This is a genomic window from Dactylosporangium sucinum (genome assembly GCF_014647515.1).
GTDB classification, from domain to species: Bacteria; Actinomycetota; Actinomycetes; order Mycobacteriales; family Micromonosporaceae; genus Dactylosporangium; species Dactylosporangium sucinum.
On sequence record NZ_BMPI01000004.1, the window covers coordinates 41,683 to 68,042 of the forward strand.

Annotated in this window: 23 protein-coding genes and 1 pseudogene; 12 read left to right on the forward strand and 12 right to left on the reverse strand. The window is 70.2% G+C overall.

The window, feature by feature from the left end:
• Positions 1 to 249, reverse strand: a pseudogene (locus IEZ31_RS04365) (hypothetical protein); the annotation flags it as partial.
• 87 nt (positions 250 to 336) lie between these two features.
• A complete protein-coding gene (locus IEZ31_RS04370; protein ID WP_190248415.1) occupies positions 337 to 1,482 on the reverse strand; it encodes a glycosyltransferase in 1,146 nt (381 codons plus the stop codon).
• A gap of 195 nt (positions 1,483 to 1,677) precedes the next feature.
• Here IEZ31_RS04370 and IEZ31_RS04375 point away from each other — a divergent pair, with 195 nt between their 5' ends.
• Positions 1,678 to 2,574, forward strand: coding sequence for a hypothetical protein (locus tag IEZ31_RS04375; protein WP_190248416.1), 897 nt, complete (start codon positions 1,678 to 1,680; stop codon positions 2,572 to 2,574).
• Here IEZ31_RS04375 and IEZ31_RS04380 read toward each other — a convergent pair.
• The 3 genes from IEZ31_RS04380 to IEZ31_RS04390 form a co-directional block, all read right to left on the reverse strand.
• The gene (locus IEZ31_RS04380) at positions 2,571 to 3,923 is read right to left on the reverse strand and encodes an MFS transporter (protein ID WP_190248417.1); all 1,353 of its coding nucleotides are present in this window, start codon (positions 3,921 to 3,923) and stop codon (positions 2,571 to 2,573) included. The genes IEZ31_RS04375 and IEZ31_RS04380 overlap by 4 nt on opposite strands.
• 88 nt (positions 3,924 to 4,011) lie before the next feature.
• Positions 4,012 to 5,529, reverse strand: coding sequence for a flotillin family protein (locus IEZ31_RS04385; RefSeq protein ID WP_190248418.1), 1,518 nt, complete (start codon positions 5,527 to 5,529; stop codon positions 4,012 to 4,014).
• A 43-nt stretch (positions 5,530 to 5,572) separates the two neighbouring features.
• On the reverse strand, positions 5,573 to 6,067 hold the full coding sequence (locus IEZ31_RS04390) for an NfeD family protein (protein ID WP_229834191.1): 495 nt from the start codon (positions 6,065 to 6,067) through the stop codon (positions 5,573 to 5,575).
• Between the two features lie 134 nt (positions 6,068 to 6,201).
• Here IEZ31_RS04390 and IEZ31_RS04395 point away from each other — a divergent pair, with 134 nt between their 5' ends.
• The gene (locus tag IEZ31_RS04395) at positions 6,202 to 6,684 is read left to right on the forward strand and encodes a methylated-DNA--[protein]-cysteine S-methyltransferase (RefSeq protein ID WP_190248420.1); all 483 of its coding nucleotides are present in this window, start codon (positions 6,202 to 6,204) and stop codon (positions 6,682 to 6,684) included.
• A gap of 572 nt (positions 6,685 to 7,256) precedes the next feature.
• On the opposite strand, the gene IEZ31_RS04400 is transcribed toward IEZ31_RS04395, so the two are convergent.
• Together IEZ31_RS04400 and IEZ31_RS04405 are read right to left on the reverse strand one after the other, a co-directional pair.
• Positions 7,257 to 8,336, reverse strand: a complete 1,080-nt coding sequence (locus IEZ31_RS04400; protein WP_190248649.1) for an inositol-3-phosphate synthase — start codon at positions 8,334 to 8,336, stop codon at positions 7,257 to 7,259.
• Positions 8,337 to 8,359: 23 nt separating this feature from the next.
• Entirely contained in the window at positions 8,360 to 8,959 is a 600-nt protein-coding gene (locus tag IEZ31_RS04405; protein WP_190248421.1) for a PadR family transcriptional regulator, read from the reverse strand.
• Positions 8,960 to 9,143: 184 nt separating this feature from the next.
• On the opposite strand from IEZ31_RS04405, the gene IEZ31_RS04410 reads away from it, so the two are divergent.
• The 4 genes from IEZ31_RS04410 (at position 9,144) to IEZ31_RS04425 (ending at position 15,223) form a co-directional block, all read left to right on the forward strand.
• Positions 9,144 to 9,572 (forward strand): DUF5318 domain-containing protein, encoded by a 429-nt coding sequence (locus IEZ31_RS04410; protein WP_190248422.1) that lies wholly within the window; start codon positions 9,144 to 9,146, stop codon positions 9,570 to 9,572.
• A gap of 172 nt (positions 9,573 to 9,744) precedes the next feature.
• Entirely contained in the window at positions 9,745 to 12,453 is a 2,709-nt protein-coding gene (locus tag IEZ31_RS04415; RefSeq protein WP_190248423.1) for a transglycosylase domain-containing protein, read from the forward strand.
• A 90-nt stretch (positions 12,454 to 12,543) separates the two neighbouring features.
• On the forward strand, positions 12,544 to 13,734 hold the full coding sequence (locus tag IEZ31_RS04420) for a glycosyltransferase family 87 protein (protein ID WP_190248424.1): 1,191 nt from the start codon (positions 12,544 to 12,546) through the stop codon (positions 13,732 to 13,734).
• Positions 13,735 to 13,738: 4 nt separating this feature from the next.
• Positions 13,739 to 15,223, forward strand: coding sequence for a glycosyltransferase family 87 protein (locus IEZ31_RS04425; protein WP_190248425.1), 1,485 nt, complete (start codon positions 13,739 to 13,741; stop codon positions 15,221 to 15,223).
• A 281-nt stretch (positions 15,224 to 15,504) separates the two neighbouring features.
• Here the strand turns inward: IEZ31_RS04425 and IEZ31_RS04430 are convergent, their stop codons facing one another.
• Positions 15,505 to 17,643, reverse strand: coding sequence for a putative glycosyltransferase family protein (locus IEZ31_RS04430; protein ID WP_190248426.1), 2,139 nt, complete (start codon positions 17,641 to 17,643; stop codon positions 15,505 to 15,507).
• Positions 17,640 to 18,413, reverse strand: a complete 774-nt coding sequence (locus tag IEZ31_RS04435) for a deoxyribonuclease IV (protein WP_190248427.1) — start codon at positions 18,411 to 18,413, stop codon at positions 17,640 to 17,642. The genes IEZ31_RS04430 and IEZ31_RS04435 overlap by 4 nt, the downstream gene beginning before the upstream one ends.
• Before the next feature lie 197 nt (positions 18,414 to 18,610).
• On the opposite strand from IEZ31_RS04435, the gene IEZ31_RS04440 reads away from it, so the two are divergent.
• The 5 genes from IEZ31_RS04440 (at position 18,611) to rplI (ending at position 21,300) form a co-directional block, all read left to right on the forward strand.
• Positions 18,611 to 19,420, forward strand: a complete 810-nt coding sequence (locus IEZ31_RS04440) for a hypothetical protein (protein ID WP_190248428.1) — start codon at positions 18,611 to 18,613, stop codon at positions 19,418 to 19,420.
• Positions 19,421 to 19,645: 225 nt separating this feature from the next.
• A complete protein-coding gene (gene rpsF / locus IEZ31_RS04445) occupies positions 19,646 to 19,936 on the forward strand; it encodes a 30S ribosomal protein S6 (protein ID WP_033359943.1) in 291 nt (96 codons plus the stop codon).
• A gap of 106 nt (positions 19,937 to 20,042) precedes the next feature.
• Complete coding sequence (locus tag IEZ31_RS04450; protein WP_190248429.1) at positions 20,043 to 20,576, forward strand: single-stranded DNA-binding protein; 534 nt, start codon at positions 20,043 to 20,045, stop codon at positions 20,574 to 20,576.
• 19 nt (positions 20,577 to 20,595) lie between these two features.
• Positions 20,596 to 20,835 (forward strand): 30S ribosomal protein S18, encoded by a 240-nt coding sequence (gene rpsR, locus IEZ31_RS04455; RefSeq protein WP_033359945.1) that lies wholly within the window; start codon positions 20,596 to 20,598, stop codon positions 20,833 to 20,835.
• A gap of 15 nt (positions 20,836 to 20,850) precedes the next feature.
• Positions 20,851 to 21,300 (forward strand): 50S ribosomal protein L9, encoded by a 450-nt coding sequence (rplI, locus tag IEZ31_RS04460; RefSeq protein WP_190248430.1) that lies wholly within the window; start codon positions 20,851 to 20,853, stop codon positions 21,298 to 21,300.
• 115 nt (positions 21,301 to 21,415) lie between these two features.
• Here the strand turns inward: rplI and IEZ31_RS04465 are convergent, their stop codons facing one another.
• Together IEZ31_RS04465 and IEZ31_RS04470 are read right to left on the reverse strand one after the other, a co-directional pair.
• Positions 21,416 to 22,939 (reverse strand): vWA domain-containing protein, encoded by a 1,524-nt coding sequence (locus tag IEZ31_RS04465; RefSeq protein ID WP_190248431.1) that lies wholly within the window; start codon positions 22,937 to 22,939, stop codon positions 21,416 to 21,418.
• 145 nt (positions 22,940 to 23,084) lie between these two features.
• On the reverse strand, positions 23,085 to 23,816 hold the full coding sequence (locus IEZ31_RS04470) for a hypothetical protein (protein WP_190248432.1): 732 nt from the start codon (positions 23,814 to 23,816) through the stop codon (positions 23,085 to 23,087).
• A 334-nt stretch (positions 23,817 to 24,150) separates the two neighbouring features.
• Between IEZ31_RS04470 and dnaB the strand changes: the two genes are divergently transcribed.
• On the forward strand, positions 24,151 to 25,578 hold the full coding sequence (gene dnaB / locus IEZ31_RS04475; RefSeq protein WP_190248433.1) for a replicative DNA helicase: 1,428 nt from the start codon (positions 24,151 to 24,153) through the stop codon (positions 25,576 to 25,578).
• Between the two features lie 154 nt (positions 25,579 to 25,732).
• Here the strand turns inward: dnaB and IEZ31_RS04480 are convergent, their stop codons facing one another.
• Positions 25,733 to 26,356, reverse strand: a complete 624-nt coding sequence (locus IEZ31_RS04480) for a phosphoribosyltransferase (protein WP_190248434.1) — start codon at positions 26,354 to 26,356, stop codon at positions 25,733 to 25,735.
• Positions 26,357 to 26,360 lie beyond the last annotated feature (4 nt).

Genomic DNA, 26,360 nt, shown 5'->3' on the forward strand with positions numbered 1-26,360 from the left:
GACCGCGCGGTCGACCTCGTCACGCGCCTGCGCCCAGACGAAGATCGAGCCGACCCCGCACAGCACGAGCAGCGCGGCCGCCCCGGCGACCACCGGGACGACCCAGCGCGGCCGGGTCGACCGGGACGGCGGAGCGCCGTTGGCAGCCGGCGGCTCGTGCGACTCGGGGTCCGTGGCCGGCCGGGCCGAGCGCAGCGCCTCGGGCGGCAGCGCCCCCGGCACGCCGGGCGCCGGCGGCTTCGGTGGCAACGGCTCGGCCAGCTCCCGTGGCGGGGGCGTATCCGCCGAAGGTGGCTCAAACTGACCAGGATCCGACGACATTCTGTAATCCTACGATTACGGAATGCGCGACAGCCCCAACTCGGCCGCAAGAGCACGCGCACGGGACGCCCACGAGTGCTGCTCGGCGAACTCCCGCCGGGCCGCCACGAGCGCCGGCTCGCTCGACTCGGCGGCCGCCTCGCGCACCGCGGCGACCAGCGCCTTCGGGGTGCTCGCCACCCGGATGAGAGGGGAGTTGAGCCAGTGCACGGCCGGCAGGTCGGTGCTGACGGCCGGCTTGCCGGCGCCGAGGTACTCCAGCGTCTTCAGCGGGAACGACGCCCGGTTGAAGTCGGTGTCCTTGTACGGGGTGACGCCGACGTCCACCGCGCGCAGGAACGACGGCACCTTCTCGAACGGCTGCCGGCCGACCCAGACGACGTTGGGCCGCGCCACCAGCTGCGGGAAGCGCTCCGGCTCCCAGCGGGCGTCGTGCGGCCCGACGAGCAGCAGCGAGACGCCGTCGTCGGCCAGGGCGGCCAGCAGGTCGAGGTCGGTGCGGTCGGAGAACTGCCCGATCACGCCGGCGACGGGCGAGCGCAGCGCCGCCGCCTCGGGCGCGGGGGACAGTTCCGCCAGATCACGGTAGGCCGAGGTCTGCACGCCGTTGGGGATCAGCGCCACCCGGCGCGCGCCGAGCGATGTCCAGCGATCCGCCAGTACCGTCGAAATCGCCACCACCAGGTCAGCGTTGGCCAGCTGGCGCCGCTCGTCCGCGGCCACCCGCTCCGCGTCGTGCCCCATGAGCGCCGCGCCCGCCACGAAGTCGTCGGTGCCGTAGAGCACCTTGGTCACGCCGGGCTCCCAGCCGCGCAGCACGTCGACCAGGTTGCAGGCCATGACCGCGGCCGGGCGCCGGCCGAGCTGCTTCAGCGCCCACCGGGCCTGCGAGCGCAGCAGCGCCGCCGTGCTGACCTTCACGTAGGGCCGGGTGTGCATCGGCAGGGCCCGCGGGGTCAGCCGGTGCAAAGAACTCGACAGCTTGCGCAGCTGGGGCGCGACCCCGAGCCGGGAGGCGCCGTAGCGGTAGCGGTCGGGGGTCGCCGCGGAGATCGGCGGGTCGACCCACAGGACGTCGGTGTGTGCGGCGAGCTCGGTGGAGAGCAGGCGATCCGAGCCGGTAACCCCGTCCCAGGACGTCCCGGCGAATACGACGATCACGTGTGCAATCTTCCCGGGCCGGGCGAGTGCGGTTCAACCGCTGTCGGAACTTTGACCCCGGCTGCGTCGTGCATGTGGCGTTTCGGTCGGTTCTACCGGTAGACCCTGTGGGCTACCGTCGCTAAACGATCCCCCCTCGTCGAAGTACCCGGAATCTTGGAGGCAGACATGCAGCCGTGTCCAACCTGCGGCGGCATGGGCATTGATGCGAACGGCTACTGCACGCAGTGCCGCACATATCGAGGCGTCCCGCAGGCGCCGCAACCGCCGACGAGCGGATCGCCGTACAGCGGCGCCCCGTACAGCGGCGGTGCCTATGCCGGTTACCCCAGCTCCGACCCGTCGTTCCCGGATCAGGTGAGCGGGCCCAGCTACGGCCAGGCCAGCGGCCCGGGCTACCCGGGTCCGGTCAGCGGGCCGCCCTCGTTCCCGCCGGCCACCTACGGCGGGCAGTACGGCGCGCCGACGCCGCCGAAGAAGAACAACTTCCTGGTCCCGGTGCTCGCCCTCTCCGGCGTCCTGGTGCTGCTGGTCGTCGCGATCGTCGTGGTCGCCGCGCTCAAGGGTGGCGACGACAAGCCGACCACGCCCGTCGCCGAGCCCGGCAAGTCGACGAGCGCCGGCCCGAGCGGCAAGGCGAGCGCCAAGCCGAGCGCGGTCATCGACGAGTGCCTCGTCGGCACCTGGAAGACCACGAGCTACACCGAGCAGGTCTCGATGGACGGCGTCGGTGACGTGCCGTTCTCCCAGACCGCGAACGGTGCGGAGCTGAAGTTCACCGCCGACGGCAAGCACACGCAGACCTACGCCAACAGCACCTTCAAGGGCACGCCCACGATCCAGGGCACGAAGGTCAACGTCACGCTGACGATCAACGCGACGGTGACCGCGGACGTGCACACGGCCGGCGGCAGCATCTCCTACACCAACCTCAAGAGCGACGGCAAGGGCACCGTGACCGCGCCCGACCTCAACATCAACCAGACCGAGGACTTCAACCCGGGCGACGACCCGTCGAAGTACAGCTGCTCGGGCGACACGCTGACGATGAGCACGGCCCGGATCCAGGCGTCGCTGAAGCGCACCAGCTAGCGCGCGTAGCGCCCGTCGGGTTCGGCGATGTCGTCGCCGACCCGGCGGGCCCAGCGGCCGCCCAGCACGGCATAGCCGGCGGCGGCCAGCACATATCCGGCGGCGACCGTGCCGAGCACCGCCGCCGACCGGCCGTTCTCCGGCAGGGTGAGGGCCCCGAGGTACATCCCGGCGACGAGCGTGATGTTGAACGCGGTGTCGTTGATGCTGAACACCCGGCCGCGATACTCGTCCGCGCACTCGTGCTGCAGTGACGTGTCGGTGACGATCTTCAGGCCCTGGGCCGCGAGGCTGGTCACGAACACCGCCCCCAGCAGCAGCACCGGGTCGAAGGGCAGGCCGAACCCGAGCAGGCCGACGCCCGTGGCGGCGAGCAGCAGGGCGACCCAGCGCCAGCCGCCGATGCGCCGGGTGACCGGCGGGGTGACGAACGACGCGACCAGCAGGCCCACGCCGCCCGCCAGGAAGGCGTTCGCGATGGTACCGAACGAGTCGCTCGGCTCGGTGCCGTGGTTGAACTCGGTCCGGAACAGCAGCAGGCAGGCCAGCAGGACGACGCCGTAGAGCAGGCGGAACGCAGCCTGGGCGAGCATCAGGTAGGCCGCGCCGCGCTTCGTCGCCAGGTGCCGCGCGCCCGCGATCGTGCCGTAGTTGACCTCCCGCATCGCCACCCGGATCGACCCGGTGGTCCGGTCCGCCGCGTCGGGCCCGAGTTCGTCGGCGCCGAACGAGACCCGGCCGATCAGCGCCGAGACCGCGTAGAACGCCGCGGCCAGGGCCGCCACCAGTGCGTAGCCGTGGAACGAGGTGGCGAGCACGCTCTTGATCAGCGCCGCGCCGACCCCGATGCCGACCGAGAAGCTCAGCGAGCCGAGGGTGGCGGCGAACGAGTTGGCGGTGACCAGCTTGCGGTCGTCGACCACGTGCGGGGTGGCCGCCGACAGGCCGGCCAGGAAGAACCGGTTGAGCCCGATGACGATCAGCGCCAGCAGGAACGGCACGGGCGACTCCTCGCCGCGCCAGATCGACAGCGCGATCGGCAGCACCAGCAGGGCGCGGACCGAGTTGGCGACCGCGACGATCGAGCGGCGGCGCCAGCGGTCCAGGAAGACCCCGACATATGGCCCGATGAGGGAGTAGGGCAGCAGGAGTACCGCGAAGCCGGCCGCGATCGCCATCCCGCCGGCCCGCTGCTCGGGGTTGAACAGCACGCTGCCCGCCAGCGCGCCCTGGAACAGGCCGTCGCCGATCTGTGCCACCACGCGGACGGCCAGCAGCCGCCGGAAGCCGCGTTGCCGGAGGACCCCCCGCACGAAGTCGGTCTTGGGCGGAGCGGTTGCGGCGGACACGGCAAAAGCCTACGGCTCGTTCAGGTCCCCGGACACGGCGAAGGCCCGCACCGCAAGGATGGTGCGGGCCTTCACAATCCTGGTCAGGTCAGGACTTCGGCGCCTCGACCGCGGGGCGGCCGTTGACCGGCTCGTCGGCCGACAGCGCGCCCAGCCTGCTGAGCAGCTTCGGCAGGTCGATGCCGGTGAGGTCGGTGCCGAGCTGCAGGCCCTGGGCCACGTTGCTCGCCACCGACTTGGTCAGCGACGACGCGCCGTCGGTCGAGATGACCGTCATCTTGTCGATGTTGCCCATCGGGTCGCTGGCCGCCTTCACCACGTCGGGCATCACCCGGACCAGCAGGTCGAGGATGGCCGCCTCGCCGTAGGTGGCGAACGCGTCGGCCTTCAGCTTCATCGCCTCGGCCTCGGCCTGGCCGCGGGCCAGGATGGCGGACGCCTCGGCGGCACCCTCGCGCTCCAGGGCCTCGGAGATGGCGACGCGGCGGCGCTGCTCCGCCTCACCTTCCTTGGCACCCTCGATGGCGTTGGCCTCGGCGAGCGCGGCGCGGCGGGACCGCTCACCCTCACCGGTGAGGCGGGCCTGCTCGGCGGACGCCTGGGCGGCGGCGATGGTGGCCTGCCGCTGCGCCTCGGCCTTGGCGATGGCCGCGTTCTTGGCCGCCTCGGCCTCCTGCTCCACGCGGTACCGCTCGGCGTCGGCGGGCTTGCGGACCTCGGTGTCGAGCTGGCGCTGCTTGAGCTCGGCGTTGCGCTCGGCCACCTTCTGCTGCTCGGCGAGGATAGCCTGGTCGCGCTCGGCCTGGGCGAGCGGGCCGGCCGCGGCCGACTTGGCCTTGGCGGCGTCGATCTCGGCCTGGATGCCGGCCTGCTTGAGGGCCAGGTTCCGGTTGGCCTCGGCGATGGCCTCCTCCGACTTGAGCCGCTCGGACTCGGCGGCCTGGCGGGCGTGCGCCTCGGCGATGGCGGCGTCGCGCAGCACGCGGGCGGCCTCCGGGCGGCCCAGGTCGGCGAGGTACGAGCCCTCGGCGAAGATGTCCTGCAGCTGGAAGGTGTCGAGCACCAGACCCTGGTTGGTCAGCGAGTGCTCGGCCTCCTCGGCCACGGCCCCGGCGAACGCGGTGCGGTCGCGGATGATCTCCTCGATGGTGAGCCGGCCGACGATCGAGCGCAGCGCACCGGCGAGCACCTCGCTGGTGAACAGGTCGATGCCCTGCTGCTGGTTGAGGAAGCGCTGGGCGGCGGCCCGGATCGCGTCCTCGGTGCCGCCGACCTTGACGATCGCGACGCCCTGCAGGTTGGCGCGGATGCCCTGCTTGCTCACCGCGCCGGTGATCTCGACGTGGATCCGGCGGCTGGACAGGTCGAGGACCTGCAGCTTCTGGACGATCGGCACGACGAACACCGAGGCGCCCATGACGACCTTCTGGCCGGAGAGGTCGGTCGACCGGGTGCCGTCGACGGCCTGCACCGACTTGCCCTTGCGGCCGGTGATGATGAATGCCTCGTTGGGGCCGGCGACCTTGATCCGCGAGACGATGAGGAGCACGAGGAGCAGGACCAGCAGCACGGCGCCGCCGATCGCAATCAGCAGGACGGTGTCCATCCGCCTTCCTTCTGTATTTGGAGGGGTACTTCTTCGGCGTTGTTCAGAGAGGGGTTTCCTCGACGATGACGCTGGTGGAGCTGGTCGCCTCGATGACGAAGATCCGGGCACCCAGCGGGATCGGCTTGTCGGCGCGGGCGCTGAGCTTGACGGGCTGGCCGCCCAGCGAGACGCGGACCTCGCCGTAGCCGCCCTCGGTGATCGGGGTGACCACGACGCCGGTGGTGCCGATCATGTCCTGCTGGGTGGGGGTGGCGTCGGTGCGCATGTTGATCGCCATGCGGGCGAGCCGGGTGGCCAGCCACGCCGTCGGCAGGGCGGCGATCGCGCCGACAAGGGCCGGCAGGCTCCTGGAGTCGGTGAACCCGGCGACGATGGCCGCCGAGAAGCCGAAGGCGCCGATGAACCCGGCGACGGCGGGTATTGAGAACGGTCCGGCGGCGTCGGGGTGGCCGAGGTGGAACACGTCGCCGATCAACAACGAGAGGGCCAGCACCACGATGCCGACGCCACCGATGACCAGAAACGTCGTCTGCACCGCTGGTCCTCCCCTCAAGGCCAACTGGAGGGTAACCCTCGCGCGCCACTGACCTCGTCCGACAAAGGGGCATCTTTCGCCGCGGGACCGGCCGAGTTGGCCGTTCGGGGTCGTCTCCTGAGAAAATTGGAGGCGTGCGATGGGCCGAGGTTCCCGCCCCGATCGATCCGCTCGGCGTGGCGGTCGACGACAAGGGCGTCTGCAGCGTCCGCTTCGGCGGAGCGCCCGGCCCGACCGTGCCGTTGTCCGGCGCGCTCGCGCAGGCGGCGGACGAGCTGGAGCGGTATTTCGCCGGCGAGCCGGTGTCCTTCGGCGTCCCGCTGTCGGTCCAGGGCGGCTCCGCCTTCGAGCGGGCGGTCTGGTGGGAGCTGTGGCGGATTCCGTACGGCGAGATGCGGACCTATGGCCAGATAGCCTCCTCCGTCGGCGAGCCGGACGCGGCCCGTGCGGTGGGGGTGGCGTGCAACCACAACCCGCTGCCGGTGATCGTTCCCTGCCACCGGGTGGTCGGCGCGGACGGCAAGCTGGTCGGCTTCGGCGGCGGCGTGTGGCGCAAGAAGCTGCTGCTCGAGCTGGAGGCCCGGGTGCGGATCGAGCGCGAGTTCGACTTCTCCTGACCCGCGTTTCACCCGTCCGAACGCTGACCATCCGGCTTTTGCTGCTGGCCCGGGTGTGCTCAAACGGCGATCACGTCGGGGCTTCCATGATCAAGGGAAGGATCTGGCTGCCGGGACAACCAGAATGCGCCCTCGATCATGGAGTCGGCGTCGTCCGGCGCCCAGGCGGCGCAGCGTCCTCGGCCAGGCGGCCTCCCGCATGGAGTCTGTGTCGTCCGGCGCCCAGGCGGCGCAGTGTCCTCGGCCAGGCGGCCTCCCGCGAAGACGTTGGTCGATCTACCCTCAGCGCTGGAGATCAACTTGAGGGTAGATCCACCAACGTCGTTGGTGGAGTCGGCGCGGGCCTGGTGGTGGGCGCGGGGAGTGAGGCGCGGCGGGCGCCGGCGCGGGCGGCAGCCCGCGGGCTCCTGGGACGACGGCGATGGCAGCGTCCGTGGCGCCGGGGCGGATGCACCGGCGCCACCAGCGGTGTCTGGCGGGAGCGACGGTCGCGCCTTGCGCGGACCCGAGTCATAGATAAAAGGAACGCCCCCTCCGAGGACCGGAAGGGGCGTTTCCTGGTACCCGATAGGTCAGCGCTCGACCTCGCCGCGGATGAACTTCTCCACGGACTCGTGCGCGTCGTGGTCGCTGTACTGGACGGGCGGCGACTTCATGAAGTAGCTCGAAGCCGAGAGGATCGGGCCGCCGATGCCCCGGTCCTTGGCGATCTTCGCGGCGCGCAGGGCGTCGATGATCACGCCGGCCGAGTTCGGGGAGTCCCAGACCTCGAGCTTGAGCTCCGCGTTGAGCGGGGTGTCGCCGAAGGACTTGCCCTCCAGGCGGATGTAGGCCCACTTGCGGTCGTCGAGCCACGGGACGTGGTCCGACGGGCCGATGTGCACGTCCGACTTCACCATCTCGTGCGGGATCTGGGACGTCACCGACTGGGTCTTCGAGATCTTCTTCGAGACCAGGCGGGTGCGCTCCAGCATGTTCATGAAGTCCATGTTGCCGCCGAAGTTGAGCTGGTAGGTGCGCAGCAGCTCGACGCCGCGGTCCTCGAACAGCTTGGCCAGGGCGCGGTGGACGATCGTGGCACCGACCTGGCTCTTGATGTCGTCGCCGACGATCGGCAGGCCCGCGTCCTCGAACTTCTTGGCCCACACGGGGTCGGAGGCGATGAAGACCGGGAGGGCGTTGACGAACGCGCAGCCCGCGTCGATCGCGGCCTGGGCGTAGAACTTGTCCGCCTCCTCGGAGCCGACCGGCAGGTACGACACGATGACGTCGACCCGGGCCTCGCGCAGGGCGGCGACCACGTCGACCGGCTGCTCGTCGGACTCCTCGATGATCTCCCGGTAGTACTGGCCCATGCCGTCGAGCGTCGGGCCCCGCAGGACGGTCACGCCGGTGGGCGGCACGTCGCAGAACTTGATGGTGTTGTTCTCACTCGCGCCGATCGCGGCGGCCAGGTCCTGGCCGACCTTCTTGGCGTCCACGTCGAACGCGGCGACGAACTGCACGTCACCGACGTGGTAGTCGCCGAACTTGACGTGCATGAGACCCGGTACCCGGTCATTCGGGTCGGCGTTGCGGTAGTACTCCACGCCCTGAACCAGGGACGAGGCGCAGTTGCCGACACCGACGATGGCAACGCGGACGGAGCCCATCGCGGATGCCTCCTTCTTGTTGTTCACGATGACCGCTCCGGATCCTGTGCCGAAGGCGGCTGAGGAGTGTTGCCATTGCGTTCGTTCGCAATGAGTTCTTCCAGCCAGCGGACCTCGCGTTCGCAGGCGTCGAGGCCGTGGCGCTGAAGCTCGAGCGTGTAGGCGTCGAGCCGCTCGGCGGCCCGGCTCAACACATCGCGGAGGCCTTCCCGGCGCTCCTCCACGCGGCGGCGGCGGCCCTCGAGGATCCGCAGCCGGGTCGCCGGATCGGTGCGCGCGAAGAACGCGAAGTGCACCCCGAAACCAGCTTCGCTGTCATACGTCTCCGGGCCGGCGGCGCTCAGCAGCTCCTGGAAGCGCTCCTTGCCCTCCGCGGTGATCGTGTAGACCACCCGGCCGCGCTTGCTGGTGAGCAGCGGAACCTCCTCCGCGGAGGCGGGCATGCCTGGCGGCGCCCCCTCGGAGATCCAGCCGTCCGCCTGCAGCCGGCGCAGCGTCGGATACAGCGAGCCGTAGCTGATCGCGAAGCGGAAGGCGCCCAGCTTGGTCGTGAGCTGCTTGCGCAGCTCGTAGCCGTGCATGGGCGACTCGTGCAGAAGGCCGAGGATCGCCAATTCGAGCACTCCTGGCCTCCTTCCCGTAACCGGCCCGATGTATCGGACCGATACATCGAACGGTAAGCCGATGTCCGAACGGATGCAACGAATCCGACGAAGTGGCCTAGCCCACACCGCTGGATGTCTACCTGCTGGTTACCGATCGTGACGGAGGTCGCCGTGCGACGCCCGACCGCGTACCCTCGGGCGCATGCGGACGCAGCGCCAGGTCGTCGACTTCTCCTTGCGGAGACGCGCCCTGCTGCGCGAGGTGCACTCCGGCCGCGTCGGCACCTATGAGGTGTGCGACGCGTCGCCATACCTGAAGAGCGCAGCGAAATTCCACGGTGAGCCGACGGAGGAGCTGTGCCCGGTGTGTCGCCGGGAGAACCTCACCCACGTGCATTACATCTATGGGGATGAGCTGCGGCAGTCCTCCGGTCAGGCCCGCCGCCTGGCCGAGTTGCCGCTGCTCGCGATGACGCTGAGTGAGTTTCACGTCTACGTCGTCGAGGTCTGCCGTGACTGCGGCTGGAACCACCTCGTGGAGCAGTACCTGCTGGGTCGCGACGGCCTGGCGGGTCCGGATGACGAGGCCGGCGGTCGGCCGACTCGGGTCCGAGGAGGGGCAGCCGAGTGAACCTTGTCCCCGTGGCAGAGCGTTTGTCACGTCGACAGGACGGACGCCCTGATCAACCCAGCGGTGCGCGGCAAGGAAGCCACGTCGCACCGGCCGATCGAGCAGTGGCTCAGCTCACAGACATGGTGGCGACGGAGCATGCGACAACGACGCAACCGGCAAGGTGGGACGAATGAACTACGGTGACCCGAGCAACCCCCCTTCGGGCCGCGCGCAGGTTCCTGGTCCCACACCAGGGCCGGACGAACCCCTCAGACGGGACGAGCCACCGACCGGCCGGGCCACGGTGGGGCGGGCCCAGGTCGGCCGGGCGAGCGTCTCGCCGCCGGCCAGCGCCTCGGCCAGCGCCTCGGCGAGCATTCCCGTCAAGAGCAGCGGCGAGCCCGTCACCGGTCGCGCCTCGGTGTCGGTCCCCCCGCCGCCGAGCGCCGCGTCGGGCCGGGCCTCGGTCGGTCGCGCCTCGGTCGGCGCCGGCCTGCTCGCCGAGGGGTTCGACGACGCGCCCGGCGGTCCCGGCACGGTCAACGGCGCCAAGGGCAAGGCGTCGAGCACCAGCGCCAAGGCGAAGAAGCGCCGGCGCCGCAACATCCTCATCGCCTCGATCGCCGCGTTCATCATGATCGCCGGCATCGGCATGGTGAGCGGCACCTACTACTTCGACCAGGTCGCGCTCCCCGAGAACATCAACATGGAGCAGTCGACCATCATCTACTACGCCGACGGCACCACGCCGCTGGCGCGCATCGGCGACAAGAACCGCACGGTCGTCACGATCGACCAGATCCCCGACCACGTGCAGAAGGCGGTCGTCGCCGCCGAGGACAACACCTTCTACACGAACGATGGCGTCGACTACAAAGGCGTCGTCCGGGCCGCGTGGAACAACGTCACCGGTGGCGAGCGGCAGGGTGCGTCGACGATCAGCCAGCAGTACGCGCGGCAGTGGGCCGAGCTCGAGGGCGTGACGTATGCCCGCAAGCTGCGCGAGGCGGTGATCGCGCTCAAGCTGAACCAGGAGTACGAGAAGCCCAAGATCCTGGAGATGTACCTCAACATCATCTACTTCGGGCGTGGCGCGTACGGTATCCAGGCGGCGGCGCAGGCGTACTTCGGCAAGTCCGCGAAGGACCTGACGGTCGCCGAGGGCATGGTGCTCGCCGGGATGATCAAGAGCCCCGAGGGCAGCGGCGGCAAGGGCAGCCCGTTCGACCCGACCGTGGACGCCAAGCAGGCGCACGACCGGTTCGACTACATCAAGGGCCAGATGGTCAAGCTCAACTTCGTGCAGGCCGAAGAGGCCGACAAGGTCATGGCCTACCCGCAGAAGGTGCTCACCGCGGCCGAGGCCCGTGCGAATGCCGTGAAGACCCAGGGCAGCATGGACAAGCCCGAGGGCCTGATCGTGCACCACGTGCTGGGCGAGGTCGCCGCGCTCACCGACCCGCGCACCGGCCAGCTCCTCTACGAGGACCAGGACCCGGACGGCAAGAAGAACTTCGACAAGATCCGCAACGGCGGCCTCAAGATCGTCACCACGATCGACCAGACCGTGCAGCAGGTCGCGGTGCGCGAGGCGAGCCGCAACAAAGAGTCGAACATGAACGGCCAGCCGGACAACCTGCAGGCGGCGCTGGTCGCCGTCGAGCCGGGCACCGGCGCGGTCAAGGCCTACTACGGCGGCGACAGCGGCAACGGCGGCGACTACGCCGGCTACTACAACGACCCGGTGCTCGGCGACGGCCAGGACTCCTGCTGCGGCGGTCACCCGCCGGGCTCGACGTTCAAGGTCTACACGCTGGCCACCGGTCTGATGGCCGGGTACTCGACCGACTCCTACTGGAACGGCGACTCGCCGCAGCAGTTCCCGAAGAGTGGCCGTACCGCCAAGAACCCCGTCAAGAACGCGGGTGAGGGCAACGTCAGCTCGCCCAAGTGCAAGTCGGGCTCCGGCCAGTGGTGCACCTTGGAAGAGGTCACCGTCATGTCGCTCAACGTGCCGTTCTTCGCGCTGGCCGAGGACGTCGGGCCGGACAGGGTCATCGACACGGCGCGCGCCGCAGGCATCACCGACATGTGGGCGAACGTCGAGGGCAAGTCGCAGAAGATCGACCTGGTGAAGAACAACGGCAAGGCCGTCTTCCCGAGGTACTTCAACACCGAGGTCGCCTTCGGTCAGTATCCGGTGACGGTCCTGGAGCACGCCGGCGGCATCGCCACCTTCGCCGCCCGGGGTCTCGCCGCCAAGACGCACTTCCTCAAGGAGGTGTGGACCAACGGCAAGAAGACCTACGGCGAGGTGATCAAGCCGACCCGCATCCCGGGCTTCACCGACCAGATGGCCGACGACCTCAACTCGGTCCTGCAGGGCGTGCCGAAGCACTACAACCTGAAGATGAAGGACGGCCGCCAGATCGCCGGCAAGACCGGCACGTGGCAGTTGCGGGACACCACCCAGAACGCGCACGCGTGGATGGTCGGCTACGCCGCCTACGATCCGGCCAAGAAGTCGCCCGGCCTCGCCGCGGCGGTGTGGGTCGGCAACAAGAAGGACGAGCAGAAGATCGTCGACAAGAACGGCAAGGGCATCATCGGTGGTAGCCTGCCCGGCCCGATCTGGCGCGACTTCCTCGACGGGGCCCTGACCGCCATGAAGATGCCGAAGGTGAACTTCCCGGCCAAGAAGGGCACCGGTGACAAGGAGGTCGGCACGGGTATCTCCCCGATGCCGAGCGAGCCGGTCATGTCGATCGACCCGAACAACCCGGGCGGCGGCTTCCCCGGCAACCCGGGGCCCGGCAACCCCGGGAATCCCGGCAACCCGGGCAACAGTCCGGGGCCGGGCGGTAACGGCGGCGGCCTGCTACCGACACGAAGAGACTGAGGCGCCCGATAGAGGGGCCAAGATGTGCGGCCACGGCGCCGGCGGTATGTTCGCCGGGACCGTGGCCGCCGTCGTTGGGGGTGGGAAGGCTTGGACGCGGGCAGGCGCAAGGCCGTCCGGTGGGTGCTGCTCGCGCTGCTCGTGGCGCTGGTCGCCTACGGACACTGGTGGTACGGCAACCGCCACCAGTTCTTCGACCTCGGCATCTACCGGCAGGCCGTCAACTGGTGGCTCGACGGCCACGACCTCTACGACTTCACCAAGCCCGACGACACCCAGGGCGCGCTCGGCTTCACCTACCCGCCGTTCGGCGCGCTGGTGCTCGTGCCCTTCGGCGTGCTGCCGTGGGGCGGCGCCGTCACCCTCTACGCGGTCGTCACCGTCGCCGCGGTCGTGCTCACCACCTGGTGGCTGCTGGCGCCCGTCGCCCGGGACAAGGCCTTCGCGATGATCCTCGCGCTGACCGTGATCAGCGCTCTCGAACCGATCCGTGAAACGTACACGTTCGGCCAGATCAACATGGTGCTCGTGCTGCTGGTCCTCGCCGACCTGCTCGTCCTGCTGCCCCGCGGCAGCCGGTGGGCCGGCGTCCTGGTCGGGCTGGCGGCCGCCGTCAAGCTCACGCCCGCGATCTTCATCGTGTACCTGCTGGTCAGCCGCCGCTACCGGGCCGGGCTGACGGCGATCGCGAGCGCCGCCGGGGCGACCCTGCTGACCGCCGCCATCGCCCCGCGGGCGTCCTGGGACTTCTGGACGTCGGCGCTGTGGAAGGGCGAGGGGCTCGGCAACGCCGCCTACACGTTCAACCAGTCGCTCTTCGGCATGCTCGCCCGCCTCAGCGACCCGCCGAACCGGTTCGTCTGGGCGGCGCTGGTGCTGGTCATCGCCGGGTATGGGCTGTGGCGGGCGCGCAAGGCCGCCCTGGCCGGCGACGAGGTCGTCGGCCTGACCCTGGCCGGCATCGTCGGCTGCCTGGCCAGCCCGATCACCTGGGCCCATCACCTGTACTGGTTCGTGCCGGCCCTCGTCGTGCTGTGGTACGCGAGCCGGTGGCACGCCGCGTTCGCCCTGCTCATCGCGGTGACGGTCGGGCTGGGCATGGTGTCCTGGTTCGAGCAGGGGCTGCCGGACCACCCGTGGGGCGACGGCGTGCCGGGCTTCCTGATCAAGAACTGGTACCTCCTGCTCATGATCGCGTTGCTGCCGCTGCTGCCGATCCGCTCGGCCGAGCGCGACGCGGAAGGGCAGACACCCGCTTCCGAGCCGGCGACGGTACGGTGATGCGATGCCGCCGACTGTGCGCCCCGACCACCTGAGCGACGAGCCCGCCAACTCCGACCGCTTCGTGGGTGGCCTGTCCGAGTCGATCGGCGGCCCCCTGGGCGAGCACGCCGTGCGTCAGCCGGTGCGCATGCCCGGTGGCGGCCGATTCTGGACGCCGGCCCGCGTGGTCCTGCTGCTCATCTGCGCCATGCTCAGCTTCCACTGGGTGCAGAAGTCCCCCTGTCGCGACGCCGCCTGGGTGGACATGAAGCAGTACAAGTACTTCTGCTACACCGACGTTCTCGCGTTGTACTACGCCGAGGGCCTCAACGAGGGCAAGGTCCCCTACGCCGACCACCCGGTGGAGTATCCGGTGCTCACCGGCATCTTCATGGGCGCCCTCGGCCTGCCGGTGCACAGCCTCGGCCAGAGCGGCGCGGTCGCGAACGAGGGCCAGACCTTCTACGACCTCAACGCGATCGTCCTCGGCGCCTTCGGCGTCGCCGCGGTCGGCGCGATCCTCTCGGTCCGGCGCCGCAGACCCTGGGACGCCGCCATGTTTGCGTTGGCGCCGGCACTGTTCGTGTCGGCGACCGTCAACTGGGACCTGTTCACCGTCGGCCTGGCCGCCATCGCCATGGCCTACTGGGCCAAACGAAAACCGGTGCTGGCCGGCCTCTTCCTCGGGCTGGCGACCGCGGCGAAGTTCTATCCGATGCTCATCGTCGGCGCCCTGCTGGTGCTGAGCATACGCAGCGGCAAGTGGCGCGACTTCTTCGTCACCGTCGGCACCGGGGTGGTGACCTGGCTCGCCGTCAACGTGCCGATCGCGCTCCTGTACTACGACTCGTGGTCGAGGTTCTTCGACTTCAACTCCCAGCGAGGGATCGACTGGGGGACGATCTGGTACATCGGGGCCCACTTCCCGCGCGGCTCCGGACAGTACGGCTTCCCGTTCTTCCAGCAGCTCGACACCGATCCCGAGCACTCCCAGCTGAACATCCTGTACCTCGGGCTGTTCGTGATCTGCTGCATCGGCATCCTGGTGCTCGGGCTCAGCGCGCCCAAGCAGCCCCGGCTGGCGCAGCTGGCGTTCCTGATCGTCGCCGCCTTCCTGATCACCGGGAAGGTGTGGTCGCAGCAGTACGTGCTGTGGCTGCTCCCGCTGGCGATCCTGGCCCGGCCGCGCTGGGGGGCGTTCCTCGCCTGGCAGGCGGCCGAGGTGATCTACTTCGTGTCGTTCTACGGGGAGCTCATGGGCGCCTCCGGGCGGCAGGTCTTCCCCGAGGGCGTGTTCGTGCTCGCCTCGATCCTGCGGCTCGTCACGCTGTGCGTCCTGGTCGGGTACGTGATCCGGGACATCCGGAACCCGGAGTTCGACGCGGTCCGCGCCACCTATGAGGGCGAGGATCCGGACGGCGGGGTCTACAACGACGACCGGGACGCTGCCGACGCAACCGGGCCGCCGCCAACCGCTCCGCCGGCTACGGAGCTGGTCAAGGTCTGATCGGGGCTTTTGCAAGTTTCTCGGAGTTGCGCGGCGAAGTCGACGACCGCGGTGGGGTTGTGTGCCACCGCGGTCGTCGACTGGGCCGCACCTTGGCCTCGTAGACCCGGTTGAGCAGGCCGACACGGCCGCTGGCTCGTACCCGACGCCGCGATGGAGGCTTCGGCGGCCTTCGAGCTGCTGCAGTCGGGCATCCGCCGACCGCCGCGCCGGGTTTCCCATGATCGATGGAGCGTCCTGGTCGCTATGGCAGCCAGTTGCTGCCATCGATCATGGGGCGGTTAGTTCGACTCGTCCTGGACCTTGTAGAGGATCACGTCGCCCTGCTCGGTGCGCTCCAGGCCCAGGCCGTCGATCGGGGCGTCGATCGAGCGGGCGTAGTCGGTGCCCTGGGCGCGGCTGCGGACCACGACCACCGTCTTGATGTGCAGGTCGCGCAGGGCCTGGACGCTCGCCTCGTCCGGGAACTGCCGCATCGTGGCGCGCATCTGCTCCTGGTCGCGCGGGGTGAAGCCGCTGCCGCCGTTGACCATCTGCGGGAAGCCGTCCGTGCTCCACAGCATGATGTTCATGTCCGTCAGCTCGTCGGTCGGCAGGACCATGATCGGGCCCTGCACCGAGCTGAACGCGATCGGCGCCGGTGGCACCGTCGGGTGCGGGCCGGGCGTGTGGAGGCCCTCGGCCAGCACGAGCACGAGCGGGACCAGGGTCGCCAGCCGTGGGAGGAAGCCGGCCTTCGTGCTCACGTCGCTCTTGGTGCGGTCGGCGAACAGCTCGACCGCCCGCTGCGCGAACGCGCTCACGGCGCCGGCCGCCAGCAGGGCCAGGAACAGCGTCGTCCAGACCATCAGGCGGCCCGAGGTGCGGATGCCGTCGAAGCCCGGCAGGGCGCGGTAGAGCGCCAGGTAGCCGAACTCGCCCTTGCCCGGGCCGTGCGTGCCCATCGCGAGGGTGATCGACACGACCACGCCCAGGCCGAGGAACAGCCGGTGGCGCAGCCGCCATGTCGACACGAACAGCCCGGCGAACGCCAGCCCGTAGAGGAAGAAGCCGGGTAAGAGGGCCATCTCGGGCGCCCAGGGCAGCGACCCGCGAGCCGCTGCGTAGGCGTCGCCCCAGAGCCGCGACTCCGGCGGCGAGATGAAGAAGCCCCGTAACGGCGGGGAGAACAGCCCGACGATCTCCTCGCTGCGTCGCGCGTAGGGGTGGGCCTTGAGCACCTGCAGGTACGGATACGCCATCAGGGCGCCCGTCGCGGCGAACACCAGCCCGCCGCCGAGGTCGGCGACCAGCAGCTTCCAGCCGAACGGCCGGTGGACCGACGGGACCCGCACGTGCCGATACCCCCAGATGACGGCGGTCACGAGCACGATCCCGAGCAGCACATAGGCGAACGGGATGCCGATGCCGAAGCCCAGGCTGATCTGCCAGGCGGCGACCAGCCAGCCCGCGAGCACCCAGCCCCAGCGCCGCTTGCCCGGCTCGTAGCCGCGCGTCAGCGAGAACCCGTGGCCCCGCGCCAGCATCGCCAGGGCGAGCGCGATGCCGCCGATCGACAGCACGTGCAGGTGGCCCGCCTGGCCCAGCCGCCACGGCGCGTACGCGAAGGCGGCGCCGGCCACGGCGGCCCCCGTGCGGCCCGCGCCGAGCTGCCGGGCGAGCGCGTAGGCCCCGAAGAAGGCCAGCGCGAAGATCAGGACGAAGATGATGTTGTATCGCAGGATGGCCGCCACCGGGCCGCTGCCGATCATGCCGGCCGGCGCGTAGCCGAGCAGCGTGTCGGAGAACGCGTAGCTGTACTTGTTCGGGAAGAACGCGTTGGCGTTCCACAGCTGCGCGGGATCGGTGGTCAGGATGTGCCCCGCCCACGACATCTGCCAGGCCTGCAGCGTCGGGTCCCAGATGTCCTGCGGGATGGTCGAGGCGGGGTGCTGCAGCGTCGGCCAGGTCATGATCGCGGCCAGCACGACCGAGCCGATGGCCGCGAGCGTCCACTCGTGCGCGAAGAAGCGCCCGACGGCGCCCGCCACCCGGGTGGTGGCCCGCCGCGTGCGGGTCGGCACGACCTCGGGCGGCGGCGCGAACGCGGCGAACGGATCGGCCGGCTCGTCAGCCTTGTCCTCCGACGCCGTTTGGTCGCTCTCCGCCGCTTTGTCGCTCGGGCCGGCCTTGTCATCAGTCGCGGCCTTGTCATCAGTCGCGGCCTTGTCATCAGTCGCGGCCTTGTCGCCCGTCGCGGCCTTGTCGCCCGCGTCGGCGCTCGCCTCGGAGTCGCCGCCGCCTTCCGGCTTCGCGCCGGCCTTCGCGCCCTCGGCGGAGCCGTCCACGGGAGGCCCGTCCGCGCCGGCCTCGTCGGCCGGCTTGGACGCTTCCTCGTCGGAGGGGTCCGACACCGTCGGCTCTGACGAAACGTTGGTCACGCCAACTTCTCCCGGAGATAGGCGATGTCCGCGGTCTGCCCCTCGGCGCCACCCGGCGTCTCGACCAGCGCCGGTGCGCCGGCTGACCGGATGACCGCGGCGATGAGCTCGGGGTCGATCTCCCCGGCGGTCAGGTTGTCGTGCCGATCGCGCCCCGAGTCGAACCCGTCGCGCGAGTTGTTGGCGTGGATCAGGTCGATCCGGCCGGTGATCGCCTTGACCCGGTCGACGATGTCCAGCAGGTCCTCCCCGCCCGCGTGCGCGTGGCAGGTGTCGAGGCAGAAACCGACCTCATACTCACCCACGGCGTCCCACAGCCGGGCGAGCGAGTCGAACCGGCGCGCGCAGGCGTTGTCGCCGCCCGCCGTGTTCTCGATCAGCACCGGCGTCTTGAAGCCGCCCTGCTCGGCCGCATAGGCGAAGGTCTTGCGCCAGCTCTCGAACCCGGCGTCGAGACCGGCAGGGTCCTCGACGTGGCCGCCGTGCACGATGATCCCCTTCGCGCCGACCTTCGCGGCACCTTCCGCGTGGCTAAAGAGCAGCTTGCGGCTGGGAATGCGGATCCGGTTGTTCGACGATGCGACGTTGATCCGATACGGAGCGTGGATGTAGACGTCGACGTCGGAGGCCCGCAGCGCCTCGGCGTCGGGGCGGTCCTTCGGGTCCAGCCACTTCTGCGGGTCGGTCAGGAAGAACTGGACGAGGTCCGCGCCCCGCGCGGCTGCCTCGGCCAGCGGCTCAGCGGGGTCGACGTGAGCACCGATTCGCATGCCGCAGAGCCTACGACGTGGGACTGACACTTCGCGCGACCCAACCCGAGGGGTGCGTCCGATGCGTCCGGAATACGGAGCTTCCGTCACCGTCGCGTCGGCCCCGTCGTTACGCACGTAGCCGCTCGTGATCGCTCCGGTGATCGTGTGGCTCGATGGAGTTCCCCCCAATCGATCCCCAATCTTGGATGGCTACCTTGTCCGGACATCGAACGGCACTTCGCCTGGCGGCCTCGGCCGCCGCGATCGCCGCCGCGTCCCTGACCCTGGGGGCCGGCCCGGTGAGCGCCGCACCCGAAACGCCGACGGTCGAGTTCAGCGGCGGCAGCGTGCTGAGCCTCCTGGTCTGCAAGTCGGAGCCGAGCGCCGGCAGCGTCTCCGTCCCCGCCGAGTCGCGCGTGAACTTCGTGAACCGCCTCGGTCAGAACGCGACCCTCAAGGTCGACGGCAAGCCGGTGTCGTCGGTCCAGCCCAACCAGGCCGTGCCGGTCGTGTTCCGCAAGGGCCCGGCCGTCGAGGTCGCGATGACCTTCTCCTGCGGGGTCGGCGTGGTCGAGCAGTTCAAGCCGGTCTCGATCGGCGTGACCAACCCGCCGCCCGCGCCCGTCACCAAGCAGCCCGCGACGACCGCCCCGGCCGGCAACGGCGGCGGCAACGTGACGAACCCGACCGGCAAGGTCACCGGTGGCGCGACGCCGACCGGCCGGTCGAACCGCGGCAACAACGGCCAGCGCAGCACCGGCGAGCAGGGCGCCATGGGCACCGAGCCGGTCGACCCGTCGCTGCTCGGCCCCGACGCGACGGCCGCGCCGGCGGTCGGCGCCGAGCCGAGTACACCGGCCGAGGACCGGGTATTGGTGGAGCAGCCGGTGGCCGCGAGCGGGCCGGCCCGCAACGCCCCGACGGGCCTGCTCGCGCTCGTCGCGACCGTCTGCGCGGTCGGTGTGGGAATTGCCGCAATTCGGGCTATTATTGCTCAGCGGTCATCACGCGCGAGCTTCGCTTAAGGTACGATTTCCCTTGGCTCCGCGGGGCGCCGTCATCCAAAGCACCGGTGTGGTCGTTCCTCCCCAGGTCCCACCCAAAGAAGCGGATGACGCGCCCCGCGGTCTTTTCGTGCACGCACGGCGTGTACTCTGGTTCGGTCGACCACCCTGTGCGGTGGTTGACGACGCATGACCTCCTGCCGCGGACGGACCGCGGCCGCTTAGCCCGTAGGAGGTGAGAACGTCTTGCGTCATTACGAGATCATGGTGATCCTCGACGGCAGTCTCGAGGAGCGCACCGTCGCCCCGTCGCTCGACACGTATCTCAACGTGATCCGGACGTCGGGTGGCTCGGTGGAGAAGCTCGACGTGTGGGGCCGCAGGCGCCTCTCGTACGAGATCAACAAGAAGACCGAGGGCATCTACGCCGTCATCGACCTCCAGGCCTCGCCGGAGTCCGTGGCGGAGCTGGACCGTCAGCTGCGACTCAACGAGTCCGTGCTGCGCACCAAGGTCATCCGGCCCGAGGTCCGCTAACAGCGGCCCTGGGCGAGATCGATCTGCTTCGCCCCGTGTCCCGGGAAAAGTGTCAGACCCCTGTGACATGGTGGCCATACACCAGCGCGCGAGGAGTTGACTCAATATGGCAGCGGGAGACACCACGATCACGGTCATCGGCAACCTGACCGACGACCCTGAGTTGCGTTTCACTCCGTCAGGAGCCGCGGTCGCCAAGTTCCGGGTGGCTTCCACCCCCCGGTTCATGGACCGCCAGAGCAACGAGTGGAAGGACGGCGAGCCGCTGTTCCTGTCCTGCACGGTGTGGCGCCAGGCGGCGGAGAACGTCGCCGAGTCGCTGCAGCGTGGTGCCCGGGTGATCGTGTCCGGCCGACTCAAGTCCCGGACCTACGAGACTCGCGAGGGTGAGAAGCGCACCGTCATCGAGCTGGAGGTCGACGAGATCGGCCCCTCGCTGCGCTACGCGACTGCCAAGGTGCAGAAGATGTCGCGCAGCTCCGGTGGTGGTGGCGGCGGCTTCGGCTCCGGCGGCGGCGGTGGTAACGGTGGCGGCGGGTTCAACGACGACCCGTGGGCCAGCGCGACCCCGGCCGGCGGTGGCGGCGGTGGCGGCGGCGGCAGGTCGAGCTCATCCTTCGACGACGAGCCCCCGTTCTAAGGCATCAGGAGCAAGAGCAATGGCGAAGGCTGCGGCCCTGCGCAAACCGAAGAAGAAGGTGAACCCTCTCGACAAGGAGGGCATCGCCTACATCGACTACAAGGACACCGCGCTGCTGCGCAAGTTCATCTCCGACCGCGGCAAGATCCGCGCTCGGCGGGTGACGGGCGTGACCGCCCAGCAGCAGCGGCAGATCGCGCGCGCCGTCAAGAACGCGCGCGAGATGGCCCTGCTCCCCTACACCGCGACCGCGCGCTAAGGGGAGGGGCGGACAATGAAGATCATCCTCAAGCAGGAGGTCACCGGCCTCGGCACCCCCGGCGACGTCGTCGAGGTGAAGGACGGTTACGGGCGCAACTACCTGCTTCCGCAGGGGTTCGCGATCCGGTGGACCAAGGGCGCGGAGAAGGAGATCGCGGTCATCAAGCGGGCCCGCTCGGCCCGTGAGATCCGCGACCTTGGCCACGCCAACGAGGTCAAGGCCCAGCTCGAAGGCCTCACGGTCAAGCTGGCCGTGCGCGCCGGCGAAGGCGGCCGGCTCTACGGCTCGGTCACGCCGGCCGAGGTCGTCGACGCCGTGCAGAAGGCCGGCGGCCCGGCACTCGACCGCCGCCGCCTCGAGCTGCCCGGCCACGTCAAGTCGGTCGGTGACTACAAGGTGCAGATCAAGCTGCACCCGGAGGTCGCCGCCGTCTTCACGCTGAAGGTCACCGCGGCCAAGTAGCCACGGCACGACCGGCAAGAAGGGGGCCCGCCGACGGGCCCCCTTCTTCCGTTTCCGGCACGCGACCGGCCGGATCAGCCGTAGAGCTTCGTTTCCGGCACGCAACCGGGCTGGATCAGCCGTAGAGCTTCGTAGCCGCCTGGACCACCTGCACCAGCTCGGCGACCTGCGGATCGTCGGAGTCGCGCCGCGCGAGCTCGGCGAGCGACAGCAGGTCCGGCAGGCGCACCTCGCCGCCGTACTGGCTGTTGCGCAGCACCTCGGCCAGGTAGGCCGCGACGTAGCAGACCCGCAGCGGCACGTTCGCGCCGGTCAGGGTCTGGTCCGTCGCCGACACGGTCACCGGCTGCAGGATCTCCGTCGCCTCCTTCGACCGCGGGTCCAGCCAGCGCACCCGCACGTCGGCCAGGTGACCCTCGGCACCCGGGCGCAGGTGCAGCGCGTACAGCGCCGTCACCGCGTGGCCGGGGCCCACCTCGCCGCCGTCGACCCGGTCGTCGCGGAACTGCGAGGCCGAGAGCGTGCGGTTGTCGTAGCCGATCAGGCGGTACGACAGGACCGCCCGCGAATCGAACTCCACCTGCGCCTTCGCGTCCAGCGCGCGCACCGACAACGCGGCCGGCAACTGGTCCACGAAGATCCGCGCCGCCTCGTCGCGCTCGCTCACGTACACGACGTAGCCGTCGCCCTTGTCGGCGAGCTGCTCCATGAACTTGTCGCCGTAGTCGCTGCCGACGCCGACGCCCATCATCGTGATCTGCTTCGCCGCCGCCTCCCGCACCTCGCGGACCAGCGACGTCGCGTCAGTCGAGCCCACGTTCGGCAGGCCGTCCGAGAGCAGGATGACGCGGTTCGTGGCCTCGGTGCGAAACGCACTGCGGGCGATGTCGTACCCCTTGAGCAGCCCGGCCTCCAGGTTGGTGCTGCCCGCCACGCGCAGCCGGTCGATCGCCGCGTGCAGCGCGCCACGGTCCCTGACCGCGGTCATGGGGCGCAGCACCTCAGCCTCGTCGGAGTACGCGACGATCGCCACCGAGTCCGTCGGCCGCAACTGGTCGACCAGCGTGTGCAGGCCGTGCTGCACCAGTTCGAGCTTCCCCGCCTCGGCCATCGACCCCGACACGTCCACGACGAACGTCAGCGCCGCGTCACGCCGCTCACCCGACGGCGCCGCCGAGGTCTGCAGCCCGATCCGCAGCAACCGCGCCGTCTCGTCGGCGCCGCGATGCGTGGTCGGCAGGCGCATGCCGTCCGCCGATACCGCGAAGCCGTTCCCGCCCGGCTGGCGGTACCCCTGCCGGAAAGCGTTGACGAACTCCTCCGGGCGGACCGTGTTCGCCGCCGGCCGCTGCCCGCCGAGGAGCTGGCGCTTCGCGAAGCCGTATGACGCCGTGTCGACGTCCACCGCGAACGTCGAGACCGGCTGGTCGCTCGTGCTGCGCTCGCCCGATGAGCGCTCCTCGCCGGCCACCGTGGCTTCCGCCTGCGGCTGGCCCGGCAGGCCGTAACCCGTTGCCCCGCCCGCGCCCGTGGCCTTGTCGGAGCCGCTGGTCGGCGCGTCCTCCGCCGCACTGCAAGCGGCCAGGCTCACCGTCACGGCCACCGCGACGGCGAGGAGCCGCAATTTCCCACTGACCATCGAAGCCTCCCTGGAAGCGTGTTTGGCCAGTCAGACGGGCGCCTGCCGACGAGCGGCTCCGAGCGTAACCGGACGGTGATCCATCCGTGAGCATCGGTGATCGATCCGCAAGAATGCTGTGACCGGGCCGCGGGAACCGATCGGCTCAGAACTGCGTCGCCAGTACCGCGAACAGCACCGTCGCGACGCCCGCGCCCAGGACCGCGCTCGCGAAGCCGATCGCCATCGGCCGCCAGCCCGACGTGGCCCAGCCCAGGAACATCGCGACCGCGATGCTCAACGCCAGCGAGCCGGCGAACTGTGGCCCGTTGTCGAGCAGGTTCGACAACGCCTCCTCCCTTGGCGCTGGGCAGGGAAGGCCGAAGGCGTTGATGCAGCCTGGGCGGGGGTCGGCGGACAGCGTGAGGGCCCAGGCGGCGTACCCCAGGATCGGCACCAAGTACCAGCCCGCTGTGGCGAGGAACGAGCCGATGTAGTTCGTGCCCTCGTCCTCCTCGTACTCGTCCTCGTCGTCCTCGAAGCTCGGCGGCGGGGGCGGCGGCACGGGCAGGTGCGGGCGGCGGCGGGTCGAGGCGGGGACGGCGGACGGGTAGCGGCGGTGCTGGCCGGTGCGCTCTCCCGTGCGATCACCGGTCGCCCATTCCCCGGTGCGGTGCTGGCCGGTGCGCTCGCCCGTGCGGTACTCGTCGTAGTCGAGGACGCGGCCCTCGCCCGGGCGGCCGCCGTTCGACCGGGCCGGGAACGGGCCGATGCCGAAGTCGTCGTCCTCCGGCCCCCGCTGCTGGGGGATCCAGCGCTCCTGCCGCAGGTCCCAGCGACCGGTCTCCGGCTGCTGATCACGGCCGCCGCGTGAGCCGTCCCACTCCGGGTATCCCACCGCCGGAGCGTCACCCTTTCGTGACTCGATCGCCATCGGCCGTACAGTCGGAAAAAACTTCGGACACTTTTTCGCACACACAGGCTGTGGATCGAGTATCCGCAGCTCATCCGCAGTTTCGACGGCTCCATATCGGAGTTATCCACAGCCGTGTGCACAGGGTTTCCCACCGCCGGAAGCGCGCTCTCCACAGGTTGTCCAGAGACTTGTCCACCGGCTAACTTTGACGAACGCCAGTCGCTCCATACCGTTGCGCGGGGCGCTCTACGCGCCACGCAGGTTTTGTCATACCCGCGAGGTCTACTGACGTCGGGGGCATGACGAGGGGGGCGAAGTGTCGATCACCGACGACAGGCGGACCGACCCGTGGGACGAGGCGACCCCGGGCGAGCCCGGCCGCGACCGCGAGCAGCGGCCCAGCGGCGGCGCTGAAAGTTTCGAGCGGACACCACCACAGGACGTCGCGGCCGAGCAGAGCGTGCTGGGGGGCATGCTGCTGTCCAAGGACGCCGTCGCCGACGTGGTCGAGATCCTCAAGACGCACGACTTCTACAAGCCGAGCCATTCGGTCATCTTCGACGCCGTCCTCGACCTCTACGGCCGCGGCGAGCCCGCCGACGCCGTCACGGTCGCGGCCGCGCTGACCGCGTCCGGCGCCATCTCCAAGGTCGGCGGCGCCGCCTACCTGCACACGCTGCTCGCCGCCGTCCCGACCGCGGCCAACGCCTCCTATTACGCACGCATCGTCGCCGAGCGCGCCGTCCTGCGCCGCGTCATCGAGGCCGGCACGCGCATCGTCCAGCTCGGCTACGGCGCCGGCGGCCAGGGCGGCCGCGACGTCGACGACGTCGTGGACCTGGCTCAGCAGGCCATCTACGACGTCACCGAGAAGCGGGTGAGCGAGGACTTCGCCGTCCTCGCCGAGATGCTCCAGCCCACCCTGGACGAGATCGAGGCGGTGGGCGCCCAGGGCGGCATGATGACCGGCGTCCCGACCGGCTTCAGCGACCTGGACCGCCTGCTCAACGGCCTCCACGCCGGCCAGTTGATCATCGTCGCCGGAAGACCTGGATTGGGCAAATCGACTGCGGCCATGGACTTCAGCCGGGCCGCCTCCGTGAAGCACAACATGGCGTCGGCGATCTTCAGCCTGGAGATGTCGAAGGTCGAGATCGTCATGCGGCTGCTCTCGGCGGAGGCTCGGGTGCCGCTGCACGTCTTACGGTCGGGGCAGCTCTCCGACGACGACTGGACCAAGTTGGCGCGGCGGATGGGGGAGATCAGCGAGGCGCCGCTGTTCGTCGACGACACGCCGAACATGAACCTCATGGAGATCCGGGCGAAGGCGCGACGGCTCAAGCAGCGGCACGACCTGAAGCTGATCGTCGTCGACTATCTGCAGCTGATGACCAGCCCGAAGCGCACCGAGAGCCGGCAGCAGGAGGTCGCCGACCTGTCCCGTGGCCTGAAGCTGCTGGCCAAGGAGGTCGAGTGCCCGGTGGTCGCGGTGAGCCAGCTGAACCGCGGTCCCGAGCAGCGCACCGACAAACGCCCCCAGCTGTCCGATCTGCGCGAATCGGGCAGCATCGAGCAGGACGCCGACGTGGTCATCCTGCTGCACCGGGACGACTACTACGACAAGGAGTCGCCGCGCGCCGGCGAGGCCGACTTCATCGTGGCCAAGCACCGTAACGGCCCCACCGACACGGTGACCGTCGCGGCCCAGCTCCACCTGTCCCGCTTCGTCGACATGGCGATCTAGGAATCCCGCCCCGGTCGCTGGCGGCGAACGGCTGCCAGCCGAGGCCGGCAGTGCTGCCGGCCGGGGGTTGGGGGCGGCCGTCTGCCAGTCGTTCCTGCCCTGGCCTGCGCGGAGCGCGGCGTCGGGCCGGCGGTGCTGTGTGCCTTGCGGGGGGTCAGGCGGCCAGGAGGCGGGTCACCTCGGCGTCGGGGATCTGGCGGAAGTCGTCGTAGTAGCGGCTCACCGAGCCGAACGCCTCCGACATCAGTGGGCAGACGACCTCGTCGGCCAGTGGGCGGAGGCGGTCCACCGCGGCCGTCGCGCCCACCGGGGCGGCCATGACGACGCGGGCCGCGGAGAGCGTGCGGGCCACGGCCACCGCGGCCTCGGCCGTGGCGCCGGTGGCCAGGCCGTCGTCGATGATGATGGCCGTGCGGCCGGTCAGGTCCAGGCGGCCGCGGCCCAGGCGGAACAGGCGCTCCCGGCGGGTGAGTTCGTGCTGCTCGTGGCGGATGACCGGGTTCATCTCGTCCGGTTCGAGCTTGGAGGAGATCTCCTTGTTGAGGACCTGCACTCCGCCGGGGCCCACGGCGCCGAACGCCACCTCGGGGGCCCACGGCACGCCCAGCTTGCGCACGACCAGGGCGTCCAGCGGGATTTGGAGGCGGCGGGCCACCTCGGCGGCCACGGGGACGCCACCGCGGACCAGGCCGAGCGCTATGGCGTCGGGGTTGGCGGTGTATTCGGCGAGCCGGTCGGCGAGTGCCGCGCCGGCCTCCAGCCGGTTGCGGTAACCCATACCT